We start from the raw sequence: 21,853 nt of genomic DNA, 5'->3' as shown, positions 1-21,853 counted from the left end.
GAGCAGACGACATGACTGACACACCATTGAGCACCGCCGAGTTCGAAGCCGCCTTGCGGGCCAAAGGCGCCTTCTACCATATTCATCACCCGTACCATGTGGCGATGTATGAAGGCCGTGCCACCCGCGAGCAGATCCAGGGCTGGGTCGCCAACCGTTTCTATTACCAGGTGAACATCCCGCTGAAAGATGCGGCGATCCTGGCCAACTGCCCGGACCGCGAGATCCGTCGCGAATGGATCCAGCGCCTGCTCGACCACGATGGCGCACCCGGTGAGGACGGCGGCATCGAAGCCTGGCTGCGCTTGGGCCAGGCGGTCGGCCTCGACCCCGACCAGTTGCGTTCCCAGGAACTGGTGCTGCCCGGCGTACGCTTTGCGGTAGACGCCTACGTCAACTTTGCGCGCCGCGCCAGCTGGCAGGAAGCCGCCAGCAGCTCCCTCACCGAGCTGTTCGCGCCCCAGATCCACCAATCGCGCCTCGACAGCTGGCCGCAGCACTACCCGTGGATCGACCCCACCGGCTACGAGTATTTCCGCACCCGCCTGGGCCAGGCGCGGCGCGACGTGGAGCATGGGCTGGCAATCACCTTGCAGCACTACACCACCCGTGAAGGCCAGGAGCGCATGCTGGAAATCCTCCAGTTCAAACTCGACATCCTGTGGAGCATGCTGGATGCCATGAGCATGGCCTACGAACTGAAACGCCCGCCGTATCACAGCGTGACCGAGCAGCGGGTGTGGCATAAAGGGATCACCCTATGAGCTTCGATCGCAGCAGAAAACCGACCTGGCGCCAGGGCTACCGTTACCAGTACGAACCCGCGCAAAAAGGCCATGTGTTGCTCTACCCCGAAGGCATGATCAAGCTCAACGACAGCGCCGCGCTGATTGGTGGCCTGATTGACGGTGAGCGCGACGTGGCGGCGATCATTGCTGCCCTCGAAGAACAGTTCCCCGGCGTGCCTGAGCTGGGTGACGACATCGAGCAATTCATGGAGGTCGCCCGTGCTGAGCACTGGATCACCCTTGCCTGAGAAACCCGCCATCGGCCTGCCGCTGTGGTTGCTCGCCGAGTTGACCTACCGCTGCCCGCTGCAATGCCCGTATTGCTCCAACCCGCTGGACTTTGCCGAGCAGGGCAAGGAGCTGAGCACCGAGCAGTGGGTCAAGGTATTTCGCGAGGCCCGCGAGATGGGCGCGGCGCAACTGGGGTTTTCCGGCGGTGAGCCGCTGGTGCGCCAGGACCTCGCCGAGTTGATCGCCGAGGCGCGCAAGCTGGGGTTCTACACCAACCTGATCACCTCGGGCATCGGCCTGACCGAGCAGAAGATCAGCGATTTCAAGAAAGCCGGCCTGGACCATATCCAGATTAGCTTCCAGGCCAGCGACGAACAGGTGAACAACCTGCTGGCGGGTTCGAAAAAAGCCTTCGCGCAAAAGCTGGAAATGGCCCGCGCAGTGAAGGCGCATGGCTACCCGATGGTGCTGAACTTCGTCACCCATCGGCACAATATCGACAAGATCGACCGTATCATCGAGCTGTGTATTGCGCTGGAAGCGGATTTTGTCGAGCTTGCCACCTGCCAGTTCTATGGCTGGGCGCAGCTCAATCGCGTGGGTTTATTGCCGACGAAGGAACAACTGGTGCGTGCCGAACGCATCACCAACGAATACCGTGCCAAGCTCGAAGCCGAAGGCCATCCATGCAAGCTGATCTTCGTGACACCGGACTACTACGAGGAGCGCCCGAAGGCCTGTATGAACGGCTGGGGCAGTATCTTTCTGACCGTGACGCCAGACGGCACCGCCCTGCCCTGCCACGGCGCCCGACAGATGCCGGTGCAGTTTCCCAATGTGCGCGACCACAGCATGCAGCACATCTGGTACGACTCTTTCGGGTTCAACCGCTTTCGCGGCTACGACTGGATGCCCGAGCCGTGTCGTTCGTGCGATGAAAAGGAAAAGGATTTCGGTGGCTGCCGTTGCCAGGCCTTCATGCTCACGGGGGATGCGAGCAATGCCGACCCGGTGTGCAGCAAGTCCGAGCAGCACGGCATTATCCTCAAGGCGCGGGAAGAAGCCGAGCACGCTACCCAGACCATCGAGCAACTGGCCTTTCGCAATGAGCGCAATTCACGGCTCATCGCAAAAGGCTGACGGGCTCAGCGCTTGGCGATGATGTACACGGCGTGAATGATGCCTGGGAAGTAACCGCACAAGGTCAGCAGAATATTCAGCCAGAACGCGCCAGCGAAACCCACTTGCAGGAACACACCCAGTGGCGGCAGCAGAATGGCGATGATGATACGAATGAAGTCCATGGGTCAGCTCCAGAAAATCGGCTCGTGTGAACCGTGTAGCTAATCGACCTTGGGCGTTCGTGAGGGTTCAGTGGGATCTGGCACCGGGCCATCCTTCAGGCCAGAATTTCTAACCCATGCTTTTGCACGATACTAAGAAGTTTGAGCGCCATGCCGCTGGGTTGCTTCTCGCCAGATTCCCATTTCTTCACCGTGGAGGCGCTGGTATTCAGGTAACGAGCAAACACCGGTTGGCTGACATGGCTACTTTCACGTAGCTGCTTGATCTGTTCAGCAGGTATTTGTTCCGGGACGGCAGAGAAGCACGCTTCGTCGTATTCACGAAGGGTAGTTTTACTAATAGCACCGATGGCATAAAGCGCTTTGGCGGATTGGTGAATGGACTCCAGCGCTTCACTTTCATATTTTTTGGTCATGATGTATCTCCACAAACTCCCTGAGATCCAAGAGCTGCTGGATCTGCGTTTCGTTTAAGCCTTCATAAACTTTTGCCATCGCCCGAAACCAAGCCAAATCTTTCTGACTGATATTGCTTTGGTCTTGCTTGGCGAACAGCAACTGATAAACCCAGTATTGCCTGCCCTTGGCCAACACTATGGAGCGATGCCTATTCTGGTTGAGGCGCTTTTTCCAAACACCGCCTCCCAGATTATCTGCCTGCCCCCTCAGCAATTGGCCAAATGCCTCCCTCAACTCCGAATCGTAGATCCAGGACTTGCTGGCCGCATCAGCAAACTGCCGTGTTTTAAATAACCTAAGCCTCATGGATATCCCTTCCCACAAACATACCACCCAGTGGTATAGATTAGAAGTGGAGCAACCCGTGCTCCGTCGACAGTCCTTATCGACGCACGCTAAAAAGCCATTGTTTTCACAGGCGATCAATCAACGCTTTCAATCCAAAAATTTCACACGCAAAAAAACGCCCCCAGCCGAAAAAATCAGGCTGGAGGCGCCGCGTATACCGCGAGACGGTTCAGGAATGTGGGTCAGACGGCGATGCCCTTGCGGCATTGCAACTGGGCGGTGCGCACCCGGGAAAAAGCGCGGGCCAGGCGCAGGAGCATTTCGTCGATGTTGCTTTTGCTCACCGTAAGCGCCGGGGTGAAGCGCAGGCAGTCAGGTTGCGGGGCGTTGAGGATCAGGCCTTCGTGCAGGGCGGCTTTTACCACTGCATCTGCAGAATCATCCGACAACGTCAGGCCCCACATCAGGCCGTGGCCGCGCAATTGGCCCTGGTCGTAGCGGTAGGCCAGCCGGGCAAGGCCTTCGCCCAGGTAAAGGCCGGATTCACGTACGTGTTCCAGGAAGCCATGCTCCAGCACCGTATCGAATACCGCCAGCCCGGCCGATGCCATCAATGCGTTGCCATGATGGGTACCTTCCAGCTCACCCACGTCGAAGCAACAGGCGTTGCCGCGCGCCAGCAGCGCAGCCAATGGCACGCCGCCGCCCAGGCCTTTGCCGAGGGTGATGATGTCGGCTCGCACGCCGTATTGCTGTTCGGCAAGCAAGGTGCCGCAACGGCCAAGGCCGGTTTGTACTTCGTCGAGGATCAGCAGGATCCCCAGTTCGCGGCACAGCCGTTCAACCCCCTTGAGGTAATGCTCCGTCGCGGGGATCACACCGGCTTCGCTCTGGACCGGCTCCAGCAGGATGGCGACTGTCTGTGCATCGACCGCTGCATGCAGGGCCGGCAGATCGTTGAACGGCACATGGCTGAAGCCGGGCAATTGCGGTTCAAAGCGGTTTTCCAGATTGCCGGCCGACGCCGCCAGTGCGGCGAAACTGCGCCCATGGCAACCATTGCTCGCGCTGATAATGCGGTAGGCCCCGCCGCGATGCAGTTGGCCCCACTTGCGCGCCAGCTTGATCGCCGCTTCGCAGGCCTCTGCGCCACTGTTGAGCAGGTAGGCCTGGTCGCTGCCGGTACGATGGCACAGGCGGTCGACAAGATTGAGTTGAGCGCGGTTATGCAGACCCAGGCCTGGATTGATCAGGGCCTGGGTCTGGTCGGCAAGGGCTTTGATCAAGACCTGCGGGCTGTGGCCGAGGCTGTTGGCAGCGTTGCCCTGGCTGAAATCCAGGTAAGCACGCTCGTCGCTGTCCCACAGCCAGGAGCCCTGGCCACGTACGAAAACCTGAGGCGGCCTCGCCACAGTGGGCATCAGCGCCTCGCTGGACAGCGTATCGGGTGAAGCCTCCAGCACCAGGTCGTCCAGGCTGGGCACGGGGCGACGCATATTGAAGAGATTCACAGCTTGCCCCCAGTGGCAACCGGGCCTTGGTCGGTTTTCCCTGCAATCACTGTCTGCGGGTGTGTTGCCTTGCCTATGTAAACGCCATCAACATAAACGCTGTTCATTGCCCGATCCGGCCCTGTAAGCCCTGCGAATAGGCGCTAGACTAGGCGCCTCGGGGGCTACCGGCCATTTCGATTTTCCAGCTTTTTCGATAAGTAAGCCTTATGGATTTTAAGCAACTGCGTTATTTCGTCGCGGTGTATGAAGAAGGCCATGTGGGCCGTGCCGCTGAACGCCTGTCGATCTCCCAGCCGGCGCTCTCACAACAGATCCGCCAGTTGGAGCGCAACCTCGATGTGAGCCTGTTCGAACGCAGCAGCAAACGCCTGCTGCCCACCCTGGCCGCCCATACGCTGTACAACCATGCCTTGCCGCTGATCGATGGCATGCAGCAAGCCGTCGAAGCCTTGCGTAACTTCAAGGGCCAGGCCATGCGCACCCTGGCCATCGGCGTGCTGCAAACCGTGCACACCAGCCTGGTCCCGCAAATGCTCGAGCGCGTGCGCAAGGCCCAGCCGCACCTGGTGGTGCAGATCTACGAATTGACCGGGATCGAGATTGAACGGCGGTTGCTTAACGGCTCGCTGGACATCGGCATCAGCTATCTGCCGCCACGCCAGCCGGGGCTGCACGGCGTGTTGTTGTATGAGGATGAGCTGAAGGTGGTCATCCCCGAGGACCATCCCCTGCGCGAATTCAAGAAAGTCTCGCTGAAACAGGCCGCCGAACTGCCGATGTTGTTGCTGGGGGAAGAGTTCCAGGTTCGACAGATCTGGCAGGGTCAGTTATCCAACCTCGGACGCCGGCCGCAGGTACAGGCGGAGTTGAATACCATGGTGGGGATTCTCGACAGCTTGCCTAACACCAAATTGGCCACGGTGCTGCCGGGACGCTCCCAGGACGAACACAACAGCCAGTCGCTGCTCTGGAAGCCCTTGAGTGAACCCAGGGTGCCACTAAAGGTAGGTTTGGTGTGTCGCGATGTACAGCGCCAGCAGGCAACCATGGCGCTGCTGCGCACCTTGCTGGAAGACGTGATGAATGCGCCGCAGGCACTGCCGTGAAATTCGGCGCCTGACTTTTTCGCGGGCAAAAGAAAACCCCGCCGAAGCGGGGCTTTGCAGACTGTTTCCCTGACATCCATTTCACTCCGCCATCCTGGCAGAATCCTACGTGTCCGTGTTGTTGCTTTGCGCTTCCTGCGCGACGTCCATGTGAAGTAGATTATCCGTGGATCCAATTTGGCGATAGAGGACGATTAGCAGTACGTCATGTAAGAGAATGCTTACACGCCCTCCAAGCCCTTAGAACAGTGCCTCATCCAGCAAAAACAAGGATTCGCTACCGGCTTTTACCGACGCACTCAGCGAGTGAATACGTGGCAACAGACGCGCAAAGTAGAAGCGCGCGGTGCCCAGTTTGCTGGCGTAGAAGTCTTCCTCAGTCTCCTTGCCCAACGCGGCCTTGGCCATACGTGCCCACATATAGGCGTAGGCCATGTAACCAAATGCATGCAAATACTCCACCGAGGCTGCGCCGATCTCGTTCGGGTTGGTCCTGGCGCGATCCAGCACCCAGGCGGTCAATTCGTCCAGGTTATCCACCGCTGCGCTCAACGGTTGGCTGAACTCAGCCAGTTCGGGCCCCGCCGAGGCGATGAACTGGCGAATCTCGTCGGCGAACAAGGTGTAGAACGCACCGCCGCTACCGACGATCTTGCGCCCCATCAAATCCAGTGCCTGGATGCCGTTGGTGCCTTCGTAGATCTGCGTGATGCGTACATCACGCACCAGTTGCTCCTGGCCCCATTCGCGAATGTAACCGTGGCCGCCAAACACTTGCTGGCCGAGCACGGTGGTTTCCAGGCCCAGGTCGCTGAGGAACGCCTTGGCGACCGGCGTCAACAAGGCCACCAGGTTATCGGCCCGCTCGCGGGCAGCGGCATCGTCACTGAACTTGGCGATGTCCAGCTGCGTCGCCACATAGGTGGAAAACGCGCGACCGCCTTCGTTGGCGGCTTTCATGGTCAACAGCATACGGCGCACGTCGGGGTGGACGATGATCGGGTCGGCCACTTTGTCTTTGGCCTGGGCACCGGTCGGCGCACGGCTTTGCAGGCGGTCGCGGGCATATTCAATCGCGTTCTGGTAGGAGCGCTCGCCGGACGCCAGGCCCTGGATACCCACGCCAAGGCGCTCATAGTTCATCATGGTGAACATCGCCGCCAACCCACGGTTGGGTTCGCCCACCAGGTAACCCACGGCTTCGTCGAAGTTCATCACGCAGGTGGCGGATGCCTGGATACCCATCTTGTGTTCGATGGAGCCGCAGCTCACCGGGTTGCGTGCGCCCAGGCTGCCGTCGGCGTTGACCATGAACTTCGGCACCAGGAACAGCGAAATCCCCTTCGGACCGGCCGGTGCGTCCGGCAACTTGGCCAGTACCAGGTGAATGATGTTCTCGGTGAGGTCGTGTTCACCGCCAGTGATAAAGATCTTGGTTCCGCTGATCCTGTAGGAACCGTCTGCCTGCGGCTCGGCCTTGGTGCGGATAATCCCCAGGTCGGTACCGGCGTGTGCTTCCGTCAGGCACATGGAGCCGGCCCACTCGCCGGAATACATCTTCGGCAGGTAGATGGCCTTGAGTTCCTCGCTGGCGTGGGTGTTGATCGACACGCAGGCGCCGGAGGTCAGCATCGGGTACAGGCCGAACGCCAGGCTTGACGAGTTGATCATCTCCTCGACCTGGGCCGATACCGCCTTGGGCATGCCCATGCCGCCAAACACGGGGTCGCCGCCTACGCCGACCCAGCCACCTTCAGCGTAGGTCTTGTAGGCCTGTGGATAACCCTCCGGAGTAAACACCGCGGTGTTATCCCAACGGCAGCCCTGTTCATCGCCACCGCGGCTGAGCGGGGCGATGGATTTGGCGGTGACCTTGCCGGCTTCTTCGAGGATGGCCTCTACGGTCTCGGCGTCAACGCTGTCTGCCAATGCCGGCAATTGGGCCCAAGTGGTGGCGACCTCAAAGACTTCGTTGAGGACGAAGCGCATATCACGCAGCGGCGCTTTGTAATCAGCCATGGCAAACCTCGTGAGAACGTGAAAAGTGATTCGATAGGATCGGTTTTACAGGCTCCGAGTGTACCCGAACAACTTTTCAGACACATAGGGTCCACTTGTGACTGATTGGTATTTTTAAGTCATCACAACGCAAACGACTCCGCAGGCAGACTCATCAGGCATTCGCTGCCCGCTTCCACGGCGGCGCGATGGGTTGCGGTACGTGGCAGCAGACGCTTGAAGTAAAAGTCGCAAGTGGCCAGCTTGGCTTTGGCAAACTCAGTGTCATCCTGCGCCAGCGCGGCAATGGCCATCCGCAGCCACAGGTAGGCGAGGATGATGTAACCGCTGTACATCAAGTAATCCACCGCCGCTGCGCCCACCTCATCCGGGTTTTTCATCGCGGCCATACCGACCTGGGTAGTCAGCTCGCCCCATTCCTGATTCAGTTGATTAAGCTGCACCACATAGCCCTTGAGCTGCGCATGTTCGGCATTCGCCGCGCAAAACTTATGCACTATTTTAGTAAAACCGCGCAGCAGCTTGCCCTGGCTGCCCAGCACCTTGCGCCCCAACAGATCGAGGGCCTGGATGCCGTTGGTGCCTTCGTAGATCGGTGCAATCCGCGCATCGCGTGCCAGTTGCTCCATGCCCCACTCACGAATGTAGCCATGGCCGCCGAATATCTGCATGCCGTGGTTGGTCACCTCCAGCCCGGTGTCGGTCATAAAGGCTTTGCAGATGGGGGTGAGGAACGCCAACAGGTCTTCGGCCTCCTGGCGCTGGCCGGCGTCGTTGCAAAGGTGCGCGGTGTCGAGCAACTGCGCGGTGAAATAGGTGAGTGCGCGGTTGCCTTCGTTGAAGGCTTTCATGGTCAGCAGCATACGGCGCACATCGGGATGCACGATGATCGGGTCGGCGGCTTTCTCCGGGGCCTTGGCGCCGGTCAGCGCGCGCATCTGCAGGCGGTCGTTGGCGTACTTGATCGCGCCCTGGAAGCTCGCCTCGCCATTGCACAGGCCCTGCATGCCGGTGCCCAGGCGGGCGTGGTTCATCATGGTGAACATGCAGTTGAGGCCCTTGTTCGCCTCGCCAATCAAAAAGCCCTTGGCGCCGTCGAAGTTGAGCACGCACGTGGCCGAGGCCTTGATGCCCATCTTGTGCTCGATGGAGCCGCAGTGCACCGCATTGCGCTCAGCCGAATCCACATGGAACTTGGGCACGATAAACAACGAGATACCCTTGGTGCCCGCCGGCGCGTCCGGCAGCTTGGCCAGCACCAGATGGATGATATTGGCGCTCATGTCGTGCTCACCGGCCGAGATGAAGATCTTGCTGCCGGTGATCGCGTAGCTGCCATCCGCCTGGGGCACGGCACGGGTCTTGATCAGGCCCAGGTCGGTGCCGCAATGGGCTTCGGTCAGGCACATGGTGCCGGTCCATTCGCCTGCGGTGAGTTTGCTCAGGAACGTGGCCTTCTGCTCTTCGGTGCCGTGGGCGTGGATCGCCGACATCGCGCCGTGGGTCAGGCCCGGATACATGCCCCACGAGGTGTTGCTGGAGCCGATCATCTCGCTGAGCACCAGGCCCAACGATTGCGGCAGGCCCTGGCCACCGTAGGCCGGGTCTGCCGCCACCCCGTGCCAGCCGCCCTCGACGTACTGGGCGAAGGCTTCCTTGAAGCCCTTGGGCGTGGTCACCACGCCGTTGTCGAAATGGCAGCCCTCTTCATCACCACTGCGGTTGAGTGGCGAAAGCACGTTCTCGCAGAATTTGGCGCCTTCCTCCAGGATTGCACTGACCATGTCCGGGCTGGCATCCGTGGCGCCCAGGGCAGCGTAGTGGCCGTGGAAATCAAACACGTTGTCGATCAGAAAGCGCATGTCGCGCAGGGGAGCTTTGTACTCAGGCATGGCGGTGTCTCCGGCGGCAGATCCTTTCAACCTACTGCCGGCCAGCGCCTCGGACAATCATTGTAGAACCGCTGAATACAGCGCCATCACTCAACCGGCAGCGCTCTGCATGCGCACCGCGCCACGGCGGGTCTGCCCGGCCGCAACCACACAGTTACGCCCCGCGCCCTTGGCGGCGTACAGCGCCTGGTCGGCGGACTTGAGCACTTCTTCCGCCGTGCGCTGGTCGATCTGGCGTTCGGCCACGCCGATGCTGACCGTCACCGACACACTCGACGCGCCGCTGCCCGCCCGGCGTTGACGGCCTTGTTGATCATCCTGGGGCCGGTCCGAATTGCGCAGCTTGATGTCGTAGTTGGCGACGATCTCGCGGATTTCCTCCAGGTGCGGCATGCACTCATCCAGGGTCTTGCCGGCAAACACCACGGCGAATTCTTCACCGCCGTAGCGGTAGGCACGCCCACCCCCATTGACCTTGGACAGCTTGCTCGCCACCAGGCGCAGCACCTGGTCGCCCACATCGTGACCATGGGTGTCATTGAAGCGCTTGAAGTGATCGACGTCGGTCATCGCCAGCACATAATTGCGCCCCAGCCGCTGCATGCGTTCGTTCAAGGCTCGGCGCCCCGGCAGGCCGGTCAGTTCATCGCGGAATGCCATTTGATAAGCCTCGTGGGCCACGCCGGCGGCGATCATCAGCATGACCTGGCTGCACATGATATTCAGCGTGAACGGCAGGATGAAGGTCTGCGGCAACATCCAGAACATCCCCAGCAACCCGACCAGTTGCGCCGCATGCAGCGGACGCGGCTGGTACCAGTATTGCGCCGCCAGAGTGAGGAAGCCGACCAGGAACATCGGGTATGACAGCTGGATCAGGCTCATCCAGGTCCCATGCAGGGCTGGCCAGCGGATCTCCGCCAGCCAGTTCAGCAGTGCCTGGGGATAACTTTGCTCCAGGGCCAGCGCCACACTGCCGATTGCCAGCAGCACCGCACAACGGGCAACGAAGTCGCGAAACAGGTGGGTCTTCTCCTGCCACAGCGCGTAGATGCTGAACAGCAACGGCAATAACAGGCAACACAGGTGAAACACCACAGCCGCGTCTTCGCGCACGCGGCCATTGTCGCGATAGAAATCGGTCTGGGTATCGAGCAGGAAGTAGGCGATGTACACCGTGATCATCAGGAACAATTCACGCTGACGGCGATAAACCGCGCAGTACGAACCGCCCAGCAACAGCACCAGGGTCGGCAACACATTGAACAGCGAGGTGAAGAAGACGCTGAGGTCCTTGACGTACGCAGCCGAGAGCCCGGCCAGCAACAGCAGCAACGAAGGAAGAAAGTGACTGAAACGTAAAGCAGACACGCGTGACAAGGGTAAAACTCCGACCCGCAAAAAGTAGTGGCACTGTGCCTTGATGCGAACAGTTAAGCACACCCTGCCCGCCATGTATCACATTGCCATCACTGTAACGGCAGCCGGAGAAAATCCCTGAGCGCTGCACTGTGTTTTTTATCCCCCAATGAAAAAACCGCCGCTCCCAAGGGAAGCGACGGTTTCAGATGAACCCGGTAAGGCTTAGTAAGCCAGGCCGAAGTCTTCTTCTTTCATGTCCATCAGGTTACTGGCGCCCGACAGCATGGTGGCCACGTGAGTACGGGTCCGCGGCAGGATGCGCTGGAAGTAGAAGCGCGCGGTTTGCAGCTTGGCGGTGTAGAACGCTTCTTCGCTGGTACCGGCGGCGAGTTTTTCGGCAGCCAGGCGCGCCATGTCGGCCCAGAAGTAAGCCAGGCAGGCGTAACCGGAGTACATCAGGTAATCCACCGAAGCGGCCCCCACTTCTTCGCGGTCTTTCATCGCGGCCATGCCGACCTTCATGGTCAACTCGCCCCACTCTTTGTTCAGCGCAGCCAGCGGTGCCACGAACTCCTTGACCGCGTCGTTGCCTTCGTTGGCCTGGCAGAACTTGTGCACGATCTTGGTGAAGCCCTTGAGCGCTTCGCCCTGGGTCATCAGCACTTTACGGCCGAGCAGGTCCAGTGCCTGGATGCCGGTGGTGCCTTCATACAGCATGGAGATACGGCTGTCGCGAACGTTCTGCTCCATGCCCCACTCGGCGATAAAGCCGTGGCCGCCATAGATCTGCACACCGTGGTTGGCGGATTCAAAACCGACTTCGGTCATGAACGCCTTGGCAATCGGGGTCATGAATGCCAGCAGGCCGTCGGCCTGTTTCTTGGCCTCGTCGTCGGTGCCGTATTTGACGATGTCCACTTGCTTGGCGGTGAAGTACACCATCGCACGGTTACCTTCGGCGAAGGCTTTCATGGTCAGCAGCATGCGGCGCACGTCAGGGTGCACGATGATCGGGTCGGCGGCCTTTTCCGGCGCTTTCGGGCCAGTCAGGGAACGCATCTGCAAGCGATCGCGGGCGTATTTCAGGCCGCCCTGGAAGCCGATCTCGGCGTGGGCCAGGCCTTGCAGCGCGGTGCCCAGGCGAGCGGTGTTCATAAAGGTGAACATGCAGTTCAGGCCTTTGTTCGCCGGGCCGATCAGGAAACCGGTAGCCGCGTCGAAGTTCATCACACAGGTGGCGTTACCGTGGATACCCATCTTGTGTTCCAGGGAACCGCAGCTCACGGCGTTGCGCGCACCGATCGAGCCGTCGGCGTTGGGCAGGAACTTGGGCACGATGAACAGCGAGATGCCTTTGGTACCCGCCGGTGCGTCCGGCAGGCGGGCCAGCACGATGTGGACGATGTTGTCGGCCATGTCGTGTTCACCGGCCGAGATGAAGATCTTGGTACCGGAGACTTTGTAGGAACCGTCAGCCTGAGGCTCGGCCTTGGTGCGCAGCATGCCCAGGTCGGTACCGCAGTGTGGTTCGGTCAGGCACATGGTGCCGGTCCACTCGCCCGATACCAGCTTGGTCAGGTAAGCCTCTTGCTGCTCGGGGGTGCCATGCTCGGAAATGGTGTTCATCGCACCATGGGACAGGCCCGGGTACATGCCCCATGACCAGTTGGCTTCGCCGACCATTTCGCTCACGGCCAGGCCCAGGGATTCCGGCAGGCCTTGGCCACCGTGCTCCACGTCGTGGGCCAGGCTTGGCCAGCCGCCTTCGACGAATTGCTTGTAGGCTTCTTTGAAACCAGCAGGGGTTTTAACGCCAGACTCACTCCAGGTGCACCCTTCGATGTCACCCACGCGGTTCAACGGTGCCAGCACTTGCTCACAAAACTTGGCGCCTTCTTCGAGAATGGCGTCAACCATGTCCGGGGTAGCGTCCTGGCAAGCCGGCAGGCTCTGATAGTGCGCTTCATAGCCGAGCAGTTCGTCACGAACGAAGCGAATATCACGCAAGGGGGCCTTGTAGTCAGGCATAGCGATAAACCTCTGCTGATGTATCTGGAATGAACAACCGCGTGGATGTGTTGTGGCGGTCAAACAGGTGTTTGAAACATACGTTTACGACCTGGGGATGTCAAGCGTCGTCCAGACACCGTTTGTCATGACGCGGGTCAATGGCAGGCATGGCGAGGCCTGCGGCGGGATGCCACAAGGTGTTCAGAAGAAAATGGAGGATTGCGCAAAGGCGACCAGCCCCAGGAAGAAGCCGGTCGTACGAAAGAGGGGTTAAGCGAAGGTGTCGATCAGGGTACCGAGCATTTCGTCTGAAGCCTTGGCGACCTTGGCGCCCAACTCCACTTGAAACTTGCCTTGGGCCATTTCAACCATATTGCTCGCCGAATTCGTCGGCTGGGCGCGGTCATTGGCTTGCAACCGGTCGCTCTGTGCGTCAGACGGCTGGGTGGTCGCGGCGCTGGCAATCCTGCCGGCGGCCTGGTCGACACGGCTCTGCCCGGCCTGAATGGTGCTCAGCCCCGAGTAAAACGCGCTGCTGCCAGAGATGTCCATGGCTTCAACCTGCCTTTAGAGAATCGTGAAGTTGAATTGAAGCAGACATACTGGCAAAAAGCCCGTTAAAAACACTAATGGCATAATGCCTTGCCGATAGCCAGAATCAGTCAAGCAGGTCCAGTTGCAGGTACTCAGCTACCGCCTCGGCGCCGGCGTGCTTGAGCTTTGGCACTCGGCCCAGGCATGGTGCGGGCAAACGCTCGGCCAGGGTCGCGAGGTTTTCTTCCAGACGAGAGGTCTTGGGGTCGATGATATTCGCCACCCAACCGGCCAAGGGCAAACCGTCCCGGGCGATGGCTTCGGCGGTGAGCAAGGCATGGCTGATGCATCCCAGGCGCACGCCCACCACCAGGATCACCGGCAGTTGCAGCGCCATGGCCAGGTCCGACAGGTTGTCCTGGTCAGCCAACGGCACCCGCCAACCGCCTGCGCCTTCGATGAGGGTGAAATCCGCCTGACGCGCCAGAATCTGCTGCATGGGTTTCAACAACGACTGCACCGTCAGCGCGACGCCGGCCTCCCGCGCGGCCAGGTGGGGCGCGATGGCGGGTTCGAACGCCACCGGGTTGACCTCGGCATAACTCAACGGCAATGAACACTCGGCCAGCAGCGCCACGGCATCGGCGTTGCGCAAGCCCTTGGCCGTGACCTGGCAGCCGGAAGCCACGGGCTTTCCAGCCGCAGTGCTTCTGCCCGCTTGCCGGGCGGCGTGCAACAGGCCGGCGGCGATAGTGGTCTTGCCGACATCCGTATCGGTGCCGGTGATGAAATAGGCGGCGCTCATAGGGGCTTCTCCAGGACGGCGTACACCACTTGATACGTGGCCGGCAGTCCCTCGGCCTGACGGAACTGCTCGTAGGCGTCTACCAGTGCAACAATCCGCGCACGGCCCGTCAACCCTCCCGGGCGGCCTGGGTTGAGATTATGCGCCCCCAGCGCCTTGAGCTCATGGGTCAGGCTGCGCACATCCGGGTAATGCAGCACATGGGCACGCCGCTCCAGGCTGACCACGCGCAAACCGCTGGCCGCGCACAAGTGCTGGTACGCCTCGAAGGTGCGGAAGCGATTGACGTGCACCAGGCCATCCGCCGCCCGCCAGCTTTCGCGCAGCTCATCCAGCGTCCCGACGCACAAACTGGCGAACGCCAGCACGCCACCCGGCCGCAGCACGCGATAGGCCTCGCTGAGCACCGCCTCGAAGTTCGCACACCACTGCACCGCCAGGCTGGAGAAGAGCAGCTCGAGGCTCTCGGCTTTCAGCGGCAAGCGTTCTGCATCGCCCGCGACAAAATGATGTGCGCCACCCAAAGGCCGCGCATGGTTAAGCATGCCCTCGGCAATATCCAGCGCCACACCTTGGCTGGCGGGCAACAACTCGCCCAGCACACGGCTGAAATAACCCGTGCCGCAGCCCATATCCAGCCAGTGACGTGGCGCACACGCTGATGGCAGCCGGGCCAGCAGCCCATGCCCTACGGCGCGCTGCAACTCGGCGACGCTGTCGTAACTGGCCGCCGCACGGGAAAACGACGCCGCCACCTGGCGTTTGTCCGGCAAGGCGCCCGGGAGGGAGGGCTGGGATAAATCAGTCATCGACGCACTCATGCAAAAAAGCCTGGATGGCCCCCGCTACACCGTGGGGGTCTTCCAGAAGAAAAGCGTGACCAGCCTGTTCAATCAGGCCGATTTCCACATCCGGCAGCAGCCTCAGCAGGTCGCTGGCGGCTTCGGCGGGCACCAACCCGTCCATGCCGGCGAACAGGTGCAACTGTGGGCCGCGATAAGCCAGCAAGGCTTCGCGGGTATCCAGTTGGGCCAGCAGTTCCAGGCCGGGCATCAACACGTTGGACGCTGAATGCGGCGCGCCACTGACCAGCAGGCGCGACAGCCCGCGCGGGTCTTCGGCGCCCTTGGCGCACAACAGGCCGAAGCGCTTGAGGGTGACTTGGGAATCGGCATGGCAGCCGGCCAGGAACGCATCGAAGGTCTCGGCGGGCATCCCATGGGGCCAGCCCTCGTGGGCGACGAAACACGGATTGCTCGCCAGGGTCAGCAACCCGCAGCAACGCTCGCCGCGCCGCGCCGCCAGTTCGGCAGCGAGCATGCCGCCCAAGGACCAGCCGCCCAGCCAGGCGTTGTCGGGCAGGGTAGCGTCGAGTTCGTCGAGCCATTCATCGAGGTCGCTGGAAGCAAGCGCCGGCAATGGCTCGACCTGCACCTGCAGGTGTGCGTCCAGGCCACGCAAGGCGGCGGCCAAAGGCTCCAGCGGCGATACGCCGAGCCCCCAGCCGGGCAGCAGGATCAGTCGATCACGCATGGTCGGGCTCCGTGGCACCAGACAAGCGGAAACACTCTTCCAATGCGTTTAACAATAGCTGTACCTGCGCCTCGCTGTGGGCTGCGGTCAAGGTCACGCGCAAACGCGCGCTGCCGGCGGGAACGGTGGGCGGGCGGATCGCCGTGACCATCAGGCCGCGCTCACGCAGCATCTGCGACAGGCGCACGGCCTTGGCACTGTCGCCGATCAGGATCGGCTGGATCGGTGTAAAGCTGTCCATCAAGTCCAGGCCAAGCTGCTCGGCGCCCTGGCGAAACTGACGAATCAGGCGGTCGAGGTGCTCGCGCCGCCAATGTTCGGTGCGTAGCAGCTCCAGGCTCTTCAGGGTGGCGCAGGCCAGCGCCGGCGGTTGGCTGGTGGTGTAGATATATGGCCGGGCAAACTGGATCAGGCTTTCGACCAGGTCCTCACTGCCCGCGACAAACGCGCCCGCCGTGCCGAACGCTTTGCCCAGGGTGCCGACCAATACCGGCACGTCGTCCTGGCTCAAGCCGAAATGCTCGACGATCCCGCCGCCATTGGCACCCAGCGGACCAAAGCCATGGGCATCATCCACCATCAACCAGGCGCCTTTGGCCCTGGCTGCACGGGCCAGTGCCGGCAGGTCGGCCAGGTCGCCGTCCATGCTGAACACACCATCGGTGACCACCAGCGTATTGCCAGTGGCTTTCTCCAGGCGCTTGGCCAGGCTGATCGCGTCGTTGTGCAGGTAGCGATTGAAACGCGCACCGGACAGCAAGCCGGCATCCAGCAGCGAAGCATGGTTGAGCCGGTCTTCCAGCACCGTATCGCCCTGCCCCACCAACGCCGTGACCGCACCAAGGTTGGCCATGTAGCCGGTGGTAAACAGTAACGCTCGCGGGCGCCCGGTAAAGTCGGCCAGCGCCTCCTCCAGCTCATGGTGCGGCGTGGCATGGCCCACCACCAAGTGCGAAGCCCCGCCGCCCACGCCCCAACGGGACGCCCCGGCGCGCCAGGCCTCGATCACTTGCGGGTGATTGGCCAGGCCCAGGTAATCGTTATTGCAGAATGCCAGGAGGGGTTGACCGTCAACCACCACCTCCGGGCCTTGGGGGCTCTGGAGCAGCGGGCGTTGACGGTAAAGGTGTTCGGCACGGCGGGCAGCGAGGCGCGCGGAGAGATCAAAAGACATGCAGGCCTCGGGGTGGCAGGTGCAACTCGGTCAAAACAGGTGGGAATCAAACAACGGCGTTATAGAACTGCTCGCTGCTCTTCTGCTCCACCAACGCCTGTTCGATGGCCGCCTGGTGCACTTCATCCGCATGCTCTTCACGGGCTTCCGGCAGGATGCCCAGGCGCGAGAACAGTTGCATGTCCTTGTCGGCCTGCGGGTTGGCGGTGGTCAGCAGTTTGTCGCCGTAGAAGATCGAGTTGGCACCGGCAAAGAACGCCAGGGCCTGCATCTGCTCGTTCATGGCTTCGCGCCCCGCCGACAGGCGCACATGGGATTGCGGCATCAGGATGCGCGCCACGGCCAGCATGCGGATGAAATCGAACGGGTCGATGTCCTCGGCATTTTCCAACGGTGTACCGGCGACTTTCACCAGCATATTAATCGGCACCGACTCCGGATGCTCCGGCAGGTTGGCCAACTGGATCAGCAGGTTGGCGCGGTCGTCGAGGGACTCGCCCATGCCGAGGATGCCGCCGGAGCAGATCTTCATTCCCGACTCACGCACATAGGCCAGGGTTTGCAGGCGCTCACTGTAGGTACGGGTGGTGATGATACTGCCGTAGAACTCCGGCGACGTATCCAGGTTGTGGTTGTAGTAATCCAGGCCGGCCTGGGCCAGGGCTTCGGTCTGGTCCTGGTCGAGACGGCCGAGGGTCATGCAGGTTTCCAGGCCCATGGCCTTCACGCCTTTGACCATCTGCAGCACATAGGGCATGTCTTTGGCCGACGGGTGTTTCCAGGCGGCGCCCATGCAGAAACGGGTCGAACCAATGGCCTTGGCGCGAGCGGCCTCTTCGAGGACCTTCTGCACCTCCATCAGCTTTTCTTTTTCCAGGCCCGTGTTGTAGTGGCCCGACTGCGGACAATATTTGCAATCTTCCGGGCAGGCACCGGTCTTGATCGACAGCAGTGTCGACACCTGTACACGGTTGGCATCGAAATGCGCGCGGTGCACGGTCTGCGCCTGGAACAACAGGTCATTGAACGGCTGCACGAACAACGCTTTGACTTCGGCTAAAGACCAATCGTGACGCAAGGTGGCGGTGGTGCTGGCGCTCATGGGCGATTCCTTGATTATGCTTTGGCAAACGCTGCGGGAAGGGCAATACCCACAGGCACGACACGGATGCTCGGCATATTTAAGGAAGATTCATGCGCTGTCAACCAAGCTACAAACACGAAGTTTACATCTGGTCAAAAAACATACAGAAATGTTTAATCTGCGACGAGACGACTGAAACCACTGACTGTGTGTGCAACGTCTGCGAAACCGAGCTGCCCTGGCTGATGGAGCATTGCGAAATCTGCGCCTTGCCTTTGGCGATGGACGGCCTGGTCTGCGGCCAGTGCCTGAGACAACCGCCCGCCTTTAAACACGTGATCGCACCCTGGACCTACAGCTTTCCGGTAGACACCCTGATCAGTCGCTTCAAGCACCAGGCACGCTGGCCCCTCGGGCATATGCTGGGGCGCTTGCTGGGGCACTACCTGCAACATCGCTTCGACAACCACTCACTCACCCGCCCGGACATGCTGCTGCCGGTGCCCATGGCCCGCAGGCGCCTGCGTGAACGGGGCTATAACCAGGCGCTGATGCTGGCGCGCTGGCTCAGCGCCGACCTCGACCTTCCCCACGATGAACATCTATTGCTACGCCCTTATGAAACCGTCGCGCAGCAAGCCCTCGACGCCAAGACGCGCAAACGCAACCTGCTCAACGCCTTCGCCCTGGCCCCCGGTGCCGAGGTGCGCGGACGCCACCTGGCGCTGGTGGACGACGTGCTCACCACCGGCGCCACCGCCCACAGCCTGGCGCGGTTATTGATCAAAGCCGGCGCGCGACAGGTAGACGTGTACTGCCTGGCCCGCACGCCAAAGCCTGGCACTTGACTCTCATGCCTCGCGGCCGCAACGTCCGCTCATCCCACCACAGCGAATGCCCATGTCCCTACCGACTCTGCTCAGCCAACATATTGTCCGCCGCCCCCAGCGTATCGCCCTGCTGGGGCATATCGCCGAGCAGGGCTCCATCACTCGCGCCGCCAAAAGTGCGGGCTTGAGCTACAAGGCCGCCTGGGACGCCATTGACGAGCTGAACAACCTGGCGCAAAAACCCTTGGTCGAACGCAGTGTCGGCGGCAAGGGCGGCGGCGGCGCCAAACTCACGGCCGAGGGTGAACGGGTGTTGCGCCTCTACCAGCGCCTGCAAGTGTTGCAGGCCGAAGTGCTTGGCTCGGACGAAGCCGCCAGCGACTTCAACCTGCTCGGCCGCTTGATGCTGCGCACCAGCGCCCGTAACCAGTTGCATGGCCAGGTCATTGCGATTGAACAGCTTGGCCGCAACGACCTGATTCACTTGCAGCTCGCCGGAGGGCTGACCCTGGCGGCACAAATCACCCATGACAGTACGCAACGGCTGGAGCTGGAGGTCGGCGTGGAAGTTGTTGCGCTGATCAAGGCCGGCTGGCTGGAATTGCTGGCGCCCGACAAACCTGCAACACCTGGACACAATTGCATGAGCGGAACCGTCGACGCGATTCTCGCCGCCGAGGACGGCCCCAGCGAAGTGCGCATCGCCCTGCCCAATGGCCAGGTTTTATGCGCCTTGGCGCAGCCCGCCGCGCTCGAGGCCCTGGGCGCCGCCGCTGGCCAAACACTCCGCGTGCAATGTGCACCCAGTAATGTACTGCTCGGCACGCCGGTCTAAGCCCGGCGGCGCTTCAAACTGCAACAATTTCGTCACGCCCGCTCCTTATGGTGTTTGCAAAAACCGCAGGGAGCCTGACATGAACCTATTAGAAGAAAACCAAGCCACCGACCTCGAACAGATGGTCGGCCTCACCCGCCGCCGCTTCATCGGTGCCGGCGCCCTGTGCGGTGCGGCGATGTTCCTCGGCGGCAACCTGCTGAGCCGCAGCGCCCTGGCCGTCAACGCCGCCTCCGCCAGCCCGCTGCTGGGCTTTACCAGCATCGCCGCGGCCACCAGCGACACCATCACCCTGCCGCCGGGCTACAGCGCTTCGGTGCTGATCAGCTGGGGCCAGCCACTGCACAAGAGCGCGCCGGCCTTCGACCCGTCCGGCAACGGCACCGCCAAAGCCCAGGAACAACAGTTCGGCGACAACAACGACGGCATGAGCCTGTTCGCCTTCCCCGGCGACGACAACCGCGCGCTGATGGCGATCAACAACGAATACACCAACTACCGCTACCTCTTCGCCCATGGCGGCGCGCCGCAATCGGCCGAAGACGTGCACAAGGCCCAGGCCAGTGAAGGCGTGTCGGTGATCGAAGTGCGGCGCAAAGGTGACACCTGGCAGTTCGTCCAGGACTCGCGCTACAACCGCCGCATCCACGGCAACTCGCCGATCCGCCTGAGCGGCCCCGCCGCCGGCCATGAATGGTTGAAAACCAGCGCCGATAAGTCCGGCAAAAAAGCCCTCGGCACCTTCCAGAACTGCGCCAACGGCCAGACCCCATGGGGCACTTACCTGACCTGTGAAGAGAACTTCACCGACTGCTTCGGCAGCAGCAACCCGCAGCAAGCGTTCGATGCCGGGCAGAAACGCTATGGCGTGGTGGCCGCCAGCAAAGAGATCAACTGGCACCTGCACGACCCGCGCTTCGACCTGGCCAAGAACCCCAATGAACTCAACCGCCACGGCTGGGTCGTGGAAATCGATCCGTTCGACCCGCAATCCACCCCGGCAAAACGCACCGCCCTGGGCCGCTTCAAGCACGAGAACGCCGCCCTCGCGCAAACCCGTGACGGCCGCGCCGTGGTGTACATGGGCGACGACGAGCGCGGCGAGTTCATCTACAAGTTCGTCAGCCGCGACAAGATCAACCACAAGAACCCCAAGGCCAACAAAGACCTGCTCGACCACGGCACCTTGTACGTGGCCATCTTCGATGCGGGCGATGGCAACGCCGATCATCCGAAGGGCAAAGGGCAATGGGTCGAGCTGACCCATGGCAAAAACGGCATCGACGCCAGCACCGGCTTCGCCAGCCAGGCCGAAGTGCTGATCCACGCACGGCTGGCCGCCAGTGTGGTGAAAGCCACGCGCATGGACCGCCCGGAATGGATCGTGGTCAGCCCTACCGACGGGCAGGTCTATTGCACCCTGACCAACAACGCCAAGCGCGGCGAAGACGGCCAACCGGTGGGCGGGCCCAACCCGCGTGAGAAAAACGTCTACGGCCAGATCCTGCGCTGGAAGGCCAACGCCGATGACCATGGCGCCGCGGACTTCAGCTGGGACCTGTTTGTAGTGGCCGGCAACCCGGGCGTGCATGCCGGCACGCCAAAAGGCGGCTCGTCCAACATCAACCCACAGAACATGTTCAACAGCCCCGACGGCCTGGGGTTCGACAAGGCCGGGCGCCTGTGGATCCTCACCGATGGCGACTACAGCAACGCCGGCGACTTCGCGGGCATGGGCAATAACCAGATGCTCTGCGCCGACCCGAGCATCGGTGAAATCCGTCGCTTCATGGTCGGGCCGGTGGCCTGTGAGGTGACGGGCATCAGCTTCTCGCCGGATCAGAAAACCCTGTTTGTGGGGATCCAGCACCCGGGTGAAACCGGGGGTTCGACCTGGCCGGAGCATCTGCCGAATGGCAAGCCGCGCTCCTCGGTGATGGCGATTCGGCGGGATGATGGCGGGATTGTCGGCGCCTGATAGACCGCTATCGGGGTGTAGAACCGTAGACATCGTTTACATCTGAAACCGGGGACATCGTTTACACATTTGAGGCCTGGACGCGGGTCATACCTCGTCCAAGCCTC

21 protein-coding genes are annotated in these 21,853 nt (G+C 61.5%); 7 read left to right on the top strand and 14 right to left on the bottom strand.

Going from position 1 to position 21,853, the window contains the following annotated elements; all coding sequences use genetic code 11:
- Positions 1-11 precede the first annotated feature (11 nt).
- Genes pqqC through pqqE form a run of 3 tightly spaced genes read left to right on the top strand, consistent with a single transcriptional unit; the run spans position 12 to position 2,159 of the window.
- Complete coding sequence (pqqC, locus tag C8K58_RS30070; protein ID WP_065938223.1) at positions 12-764, top strand: pyrroloquinoline-quinone synthase PqqC; 753 nt, start codon at positions 12-14, stop codon at positions 762-764.
- Positions 761-1,036, top strand: a complete 276-nt coding sequence (gene pqqD, locus C8K58_RS30065) for a pyrroloquinoline quinone biosynthesis peptide chaperone PqqD (RefSeq protein WP_027605935.1) — start codon at positions 761-763, stop codon at positions 1,034-1,036. Before pqqC ends, pqqD begins: the two co-directional genes overlap by 4 nt.
- Positions 1,029-2,159, top strand: coding sequence for a pyrroloquinoline quinone biosynthesis protein PqqE (pqqE, locus tag C8K58_RS30060; RefSeq protein ID WP_051429358.1), 1,131 nt, complete (start codon positions 1,029-1,031; stop codon positions 2,157-2,159). The genes pqqD and pqqE overlap by 8 nt, the downstream gene beginning before the upstream one ends.
- Before the next feature lie 5 nt (positions 2,160-2,164).
- On the opposite strand, the gene C8K58_RS30055 is transcribed toward pqqE, so the two are convergent.
- From C8K58_RS30055 to C8K58_RS30040, 4 genes are all read right to left on the bottom strand, one after another.
- Complete coding sequence (locus C8K58_RS30055; protein WP_024077743.1) at positions 2,165-2,323, bottom strand: YqaE/Pmp3 family membrane protein; 159 nt, start codon at positions 2,321-2,323, stop codon at positions 2,165-2,167.
- A 95-nt stretch (positions 2,324-2,418) separates the two neighbouring features.
- Complete coding sequence (locus C8K58_RS30050; protein WP_027605937.1) at positions 2,419-2,739, bottom strand: DNA-binding transcriptional regulator; 321 nt, start codon at positions 2,737-2,739, stop codon at positions 2,419-2,421.
- A complete protein-coding gene (locus C8K58_RS30045; RefSeq protein WP_065938221.1) occupies positions 2,723-3,088 on the bottom strand; it encodes a type II toxin-antitoxin system RelE/ParE family toxin in 366 nt (121 codons plus the stop codon). Before C8K58_RS30045 ends, C8K58_RS30050 begins: the two co-directional genes overlap by 17 nt.
- A 224-nt stretch (positions 3,089-3,312) precedes the next feature.
- Positions 3,313-4,581: an aspartate aminotransferase family protein gene (locus C8K58_RS30040; protein WP_108574823.1), complete on the bottom strand. Its 1,269-nt coding sequence runs from the start codon at positions 4,579-4,581 to the stop codon at positions 3,313-3,315.
- A gap of 209 nt (positions 4,582-4,790) precedes the next feature.
- On the opposite strand from C8K58_RS30040, the gene C8K58_RS30035 reads away from it, so the two are divergent.
- Positions 4,791-5,690 (top strand): LysR family transcriptional regulator, encoded by a 900-nt coding sequence (locus C8K58_RS30035; protein ID WP_027605940.1) that lies wholly within the window; start codon positions 4,791-4,793, stop codon positions 5,688-5,690.
- Positions 5,691-5,930: 240 nt separating this feature from the next.
- Here the strand turns inward: C8K58_RS30035 and C8K58_RS30030 are convergent, their stop codons facing one another.
- The 10 genes from C8K58_RS30030 to bioB form a co-directional block, all read right to left on the bottom strand.
- Positions 5,931-7,709, bottom strand: a complete 1,779-nt coding sequence (locus C8K58_RS30030) for an acyl-CoA dehydrogenase C-terminal domain-containing protein (protein WP_098480824.1) — start codon at positions 7,707-7,709, stop codon at positions 5,931-5,933.
- A 122-nt stretch (positions 7,710-7,831) separates the two neighbouring features.
- Positions 7,832-9,601: an acyl-CoA dehydrogenase C-terminal domain-containing protein gene (locus C8K58_RS30025; protein WP_027605942.1), complete on the bottom strand. Its 1,770-nt coding sequence runs from the start codon at positions 9,599-9,601 to the stop codon at positions 7,832-7,834.
- A gap of 90 nt (positions 9,602-9,691) precedes the next feature.
- Positions 9,692-10,981 carry a diguanylate cyclase gene (locus tag C8K58_RS30020; protein WP_027605943.1) on the bottom strand — a complete coding sequence of 430 codons (1,290 nt, stop codon included), beginning with the start codon at positions 10,979-10,981 and terminating at the stop codon, positions 9,692-9,694.
- A gap of 204 nt (positions 10,982-11,185) precedes the next feature.
- Positions 11,186-12,991: a phenylacyl-CoA dehydrogenase gene (locus C8K58_RS30015; protein WP_027605944.1), complete on the bottom strand. Its 1,806-nt coding sequence runs from the start codon at positions 12,989-12,991 to the stop codon at positions 11,186-11,188.
- A 252-nt stretch (positions 12,992-13,243) separates the two neighbouring features.
- Positions 13,244-13,525, bottom strand: a complete 282-nt coding sequence (locus tag C8K58_RS30005) for a hypothetical protein (protein ID WP_027605946.1) — start codon at positions 13,523-13,525, stop codon at positions 13,244-13,246.
- Positions 13,526-13,631: 106 nt separating this feature from the next.
- Positions 13,632-14,312 carry a dethiobiotin synthase gene (gene bioD, locus C8K58_RS30000; RefSeq protein WP_108574822.1) on the bottom strand — a complete coding sequence of 227 codons (681 nt, stop codon included), beginning with the start codon at positions 14,310-14,312 and terminating at the stop codon, positions 13,632-13,634.
- Positions 14,309-15,121: a malonyl-ACP O-methyltransferase BioC gene (gene bioC / locus C8K58_RS29995; RefSeq protein WP_098480822.1), complete on the bottom strand. Its 813-nt coding sequence runs from the start codon at positions 15,119-15,121 to the stop codon at positions 14,309-14,311. The genes bioD and bioC overlap by 4 nt, the downstream gene beginning before the upstream one ends.
- Positions 15,114-15,845 carry an alpha/beta fold hydrolase gene (locus C8K58_RS29990; RefSeq protein ID WP_098480821.1) on the bottom strand — a complete coding sequence of 244 codons (732 nt, stop codon included), beginning with the start codon at positions 15,843-15,845 and terminating at the stop codon, positions 15,114-15,116. Before C8K58_RS29990 ends, bioC begins: the two co-directional genes overlap by 8 nt.
- Positions 15,838-17,019, bottom strand: coding sequence for an 8-amino-7-oxononanoate synthase (bioF, locus tag C8K58_RS29985; protein ID WP_092355534.1), 1,182 nt, complete (start codon positions 17,017-17,019; stop codon positions 15,838-15,840). Before bioF ends, C8K58_RS29990 begins: the two co-directional genes overlap by 8 nt.
- A gap of 46 nt (positions 17,020-17,065) precedes the next feature.
- On the bottom strand, positions 17,066-18,121 hold the full coding sequence (gene bioB / locus C8K58_RS29980) for a biotin synthase BioB (protein WP_010207025.1): 1,056 nt from the start codon (positions 18,119-18,121) through the stop codon (positions 17,066-17,068).
- Between the two features lie 92 nt (positions 18,122-18,213).
- On the opposite strand from bioB, the gene C8K58_RS29975 reads away from it, so the two are divergent.
- The 3 genes from C8K58_RS29975 (at position 18,214) to C8K58_RS29965 (ending at position 21,746) form a co-directional block, all read left to right on the top strand.
- A complete protein-coding gene (locus C8K58_RS29975; RefSeq protein WP_108574821.1) occupies positions 18,214-18,951 on the top strand; it encodes a ComF family protein in 738 nt (245 codons plus the stop codon).
- A gap of 52 nt (positions 18,952-19,003) precedes the next feature.
- Positions 19,004-19,768 (top strand): TOBE domain-containing protein, encoded by a 765-nt coding sequence (locus C8K58_RS29970; protein ID WP_108574820.1) that lies wholly within the window; start codon positions 19,004-19,006, stop codon positions 19,766-19,768.
- 79 nt (positions 19,769-19,847) lie between these two features.
- A complete protein-coding gene (locus C8K58_RS29965; protein WP_108574819.1) occupies positions 19,848-21,746 on the top strand; it encodes a PhoX family phosphatase in 1,899 nt (632 codons plus the stop codon).
- Positions 21,747-21,853 lie beyond the last annotated feature (107 nt).

Origin of the sequence: Pseudomonas sp. GV047 (assembly GCF_003058245.1) — a bacterium.
Lineage (GTDB): Bacteria > Pseudomonadota > Gammaproteobacteria > Pseudomonadales > Pseudomonadaceae > Aquipseudomonas > Aquipseudomonas marginalis.
The sequence above is the reverse complement of the archived record's forward strand: the minus strand, read 5'-3'. Positions and strand labels throughout refer to the sequence as shown.

Coding starts and splice junctions, on each gene's coding strand:
- C8K58_RS30035 (WP_027605940.1), top strand. CDS start 4,791: ATGGATTTTAAGCAACTGCGTTATTTCGTCGCGGTGTATGAAGAAGGC.
- C8K58_RS29975 (WP_108574821.1), top strand. CDS start 18,214: ATGCGCTGTCAACCAAGCTACAAACACGAAGTTTACATCTGGTCAAAA.
- C8K58_RS30050 (WP_027605937.1), bottom strand. CDS start 2,739: ATGACCAAAAAATATGAAAGTGAAGCGCTGGAGTCCATTCACCAATCC.
- C8K58_RS30015 (WP_027605944.1), bottom strand. CDS start 12,991: ATGCCTGACTACAAGGCCCCCTTGCGTGATATTCGCTTCGTTCGTGAC.
- bioC (WP_098480822.1), bottom strand. CDS start 15,121: ATGACTGATTTATCCCAGCCCTCCCTCCCGGGCGCCTTGCCGGACAAA.
- bioB (WP_010207025.1), bottom strand. CDS start 18,121: ATGAGCGCCAGCACCACCGCCACCTTGCGTCACGATTGGTCTTTAGCC.
- C8K58_RS29970 (WP_108574820.1), top strand. CDS start 19,004: ATGTCCCTACCGACTCTGCTCAGCCAACATATTGTCCGCCGCCCCCAG.
- C8K58_RS30005 (WP_027605946.1), bottom strand. CDS start 13,525: ATGGACATCTCTGGCAGCAGCGCGTTTTACTCGGGGCTGAGCACCATT.
- pqqD (WP_027605935.1), top strand. CDS start 761: ATGAGCTTCGATCGCAGCAGAAAACCGACCTGGCGCCAGGGCTACCGT.
- pqqC (WP_065938223.1), top strand. CDS start 12: ATGACTGACACACCATTGAGCACCGCCGAGTTCGAAGCCGCCTTGCGG.
- C8K58_RS29965 (WP_108574819.1), top strand. CDS start 19,848: ATGAACCTATTAGAAGAAAACCAAGCCACCGACCTCGAACAGATGGTC.
- C8K58_RS30025 (WP_027605942.1), bottom strand. CDS start 9,601: ATGCCTGAGTACAAAGCTCCCCTGCGCGACATGCGCTTTCTGATCGAC.
- C8K58_RS30030 (WP_098480824.1), bottom strand. CDS start 7,709: ATGGCTGATTACAAAGCGCCGCTGCGTGATATGCGCTTCGTCCTCAAC.
- C8K58_RS30045 (WP_065938221.1), bottom strand. CDS start 3,088: ATGAGGCTTAGGTTATTTAAAACACGGCAGTTTGCTGATGCGGCCAGC.
- bioF (WP_092355534.1), bottom strand. CDS start 17,019: ATGTCTTTTGATCTCTCCGCGCGCCTCGCTGCCCGCCGTGCCGAACAC.
- C8K58_RS30055 (WP_024077743.1), bottom strand. CDS start 2,323: ATGGACTTCATTCGTATCATCATCGCCATTCTGCTGCCGCCACTGGGT.
- bioD (WP_108574822.1), bottom strand. CDS start 14,312: ATGAGCGCCGCCTATTTCATCACCGGCACCGATACGGATGTCGGCAAG.
- C8K58_RS29990 (WP_098480821.1), bottom strand. CDS start 15,845: ATGCGTGATCGACTGATCCTGCTGCCCGGCTGGGGGCTCGGCGTATCG.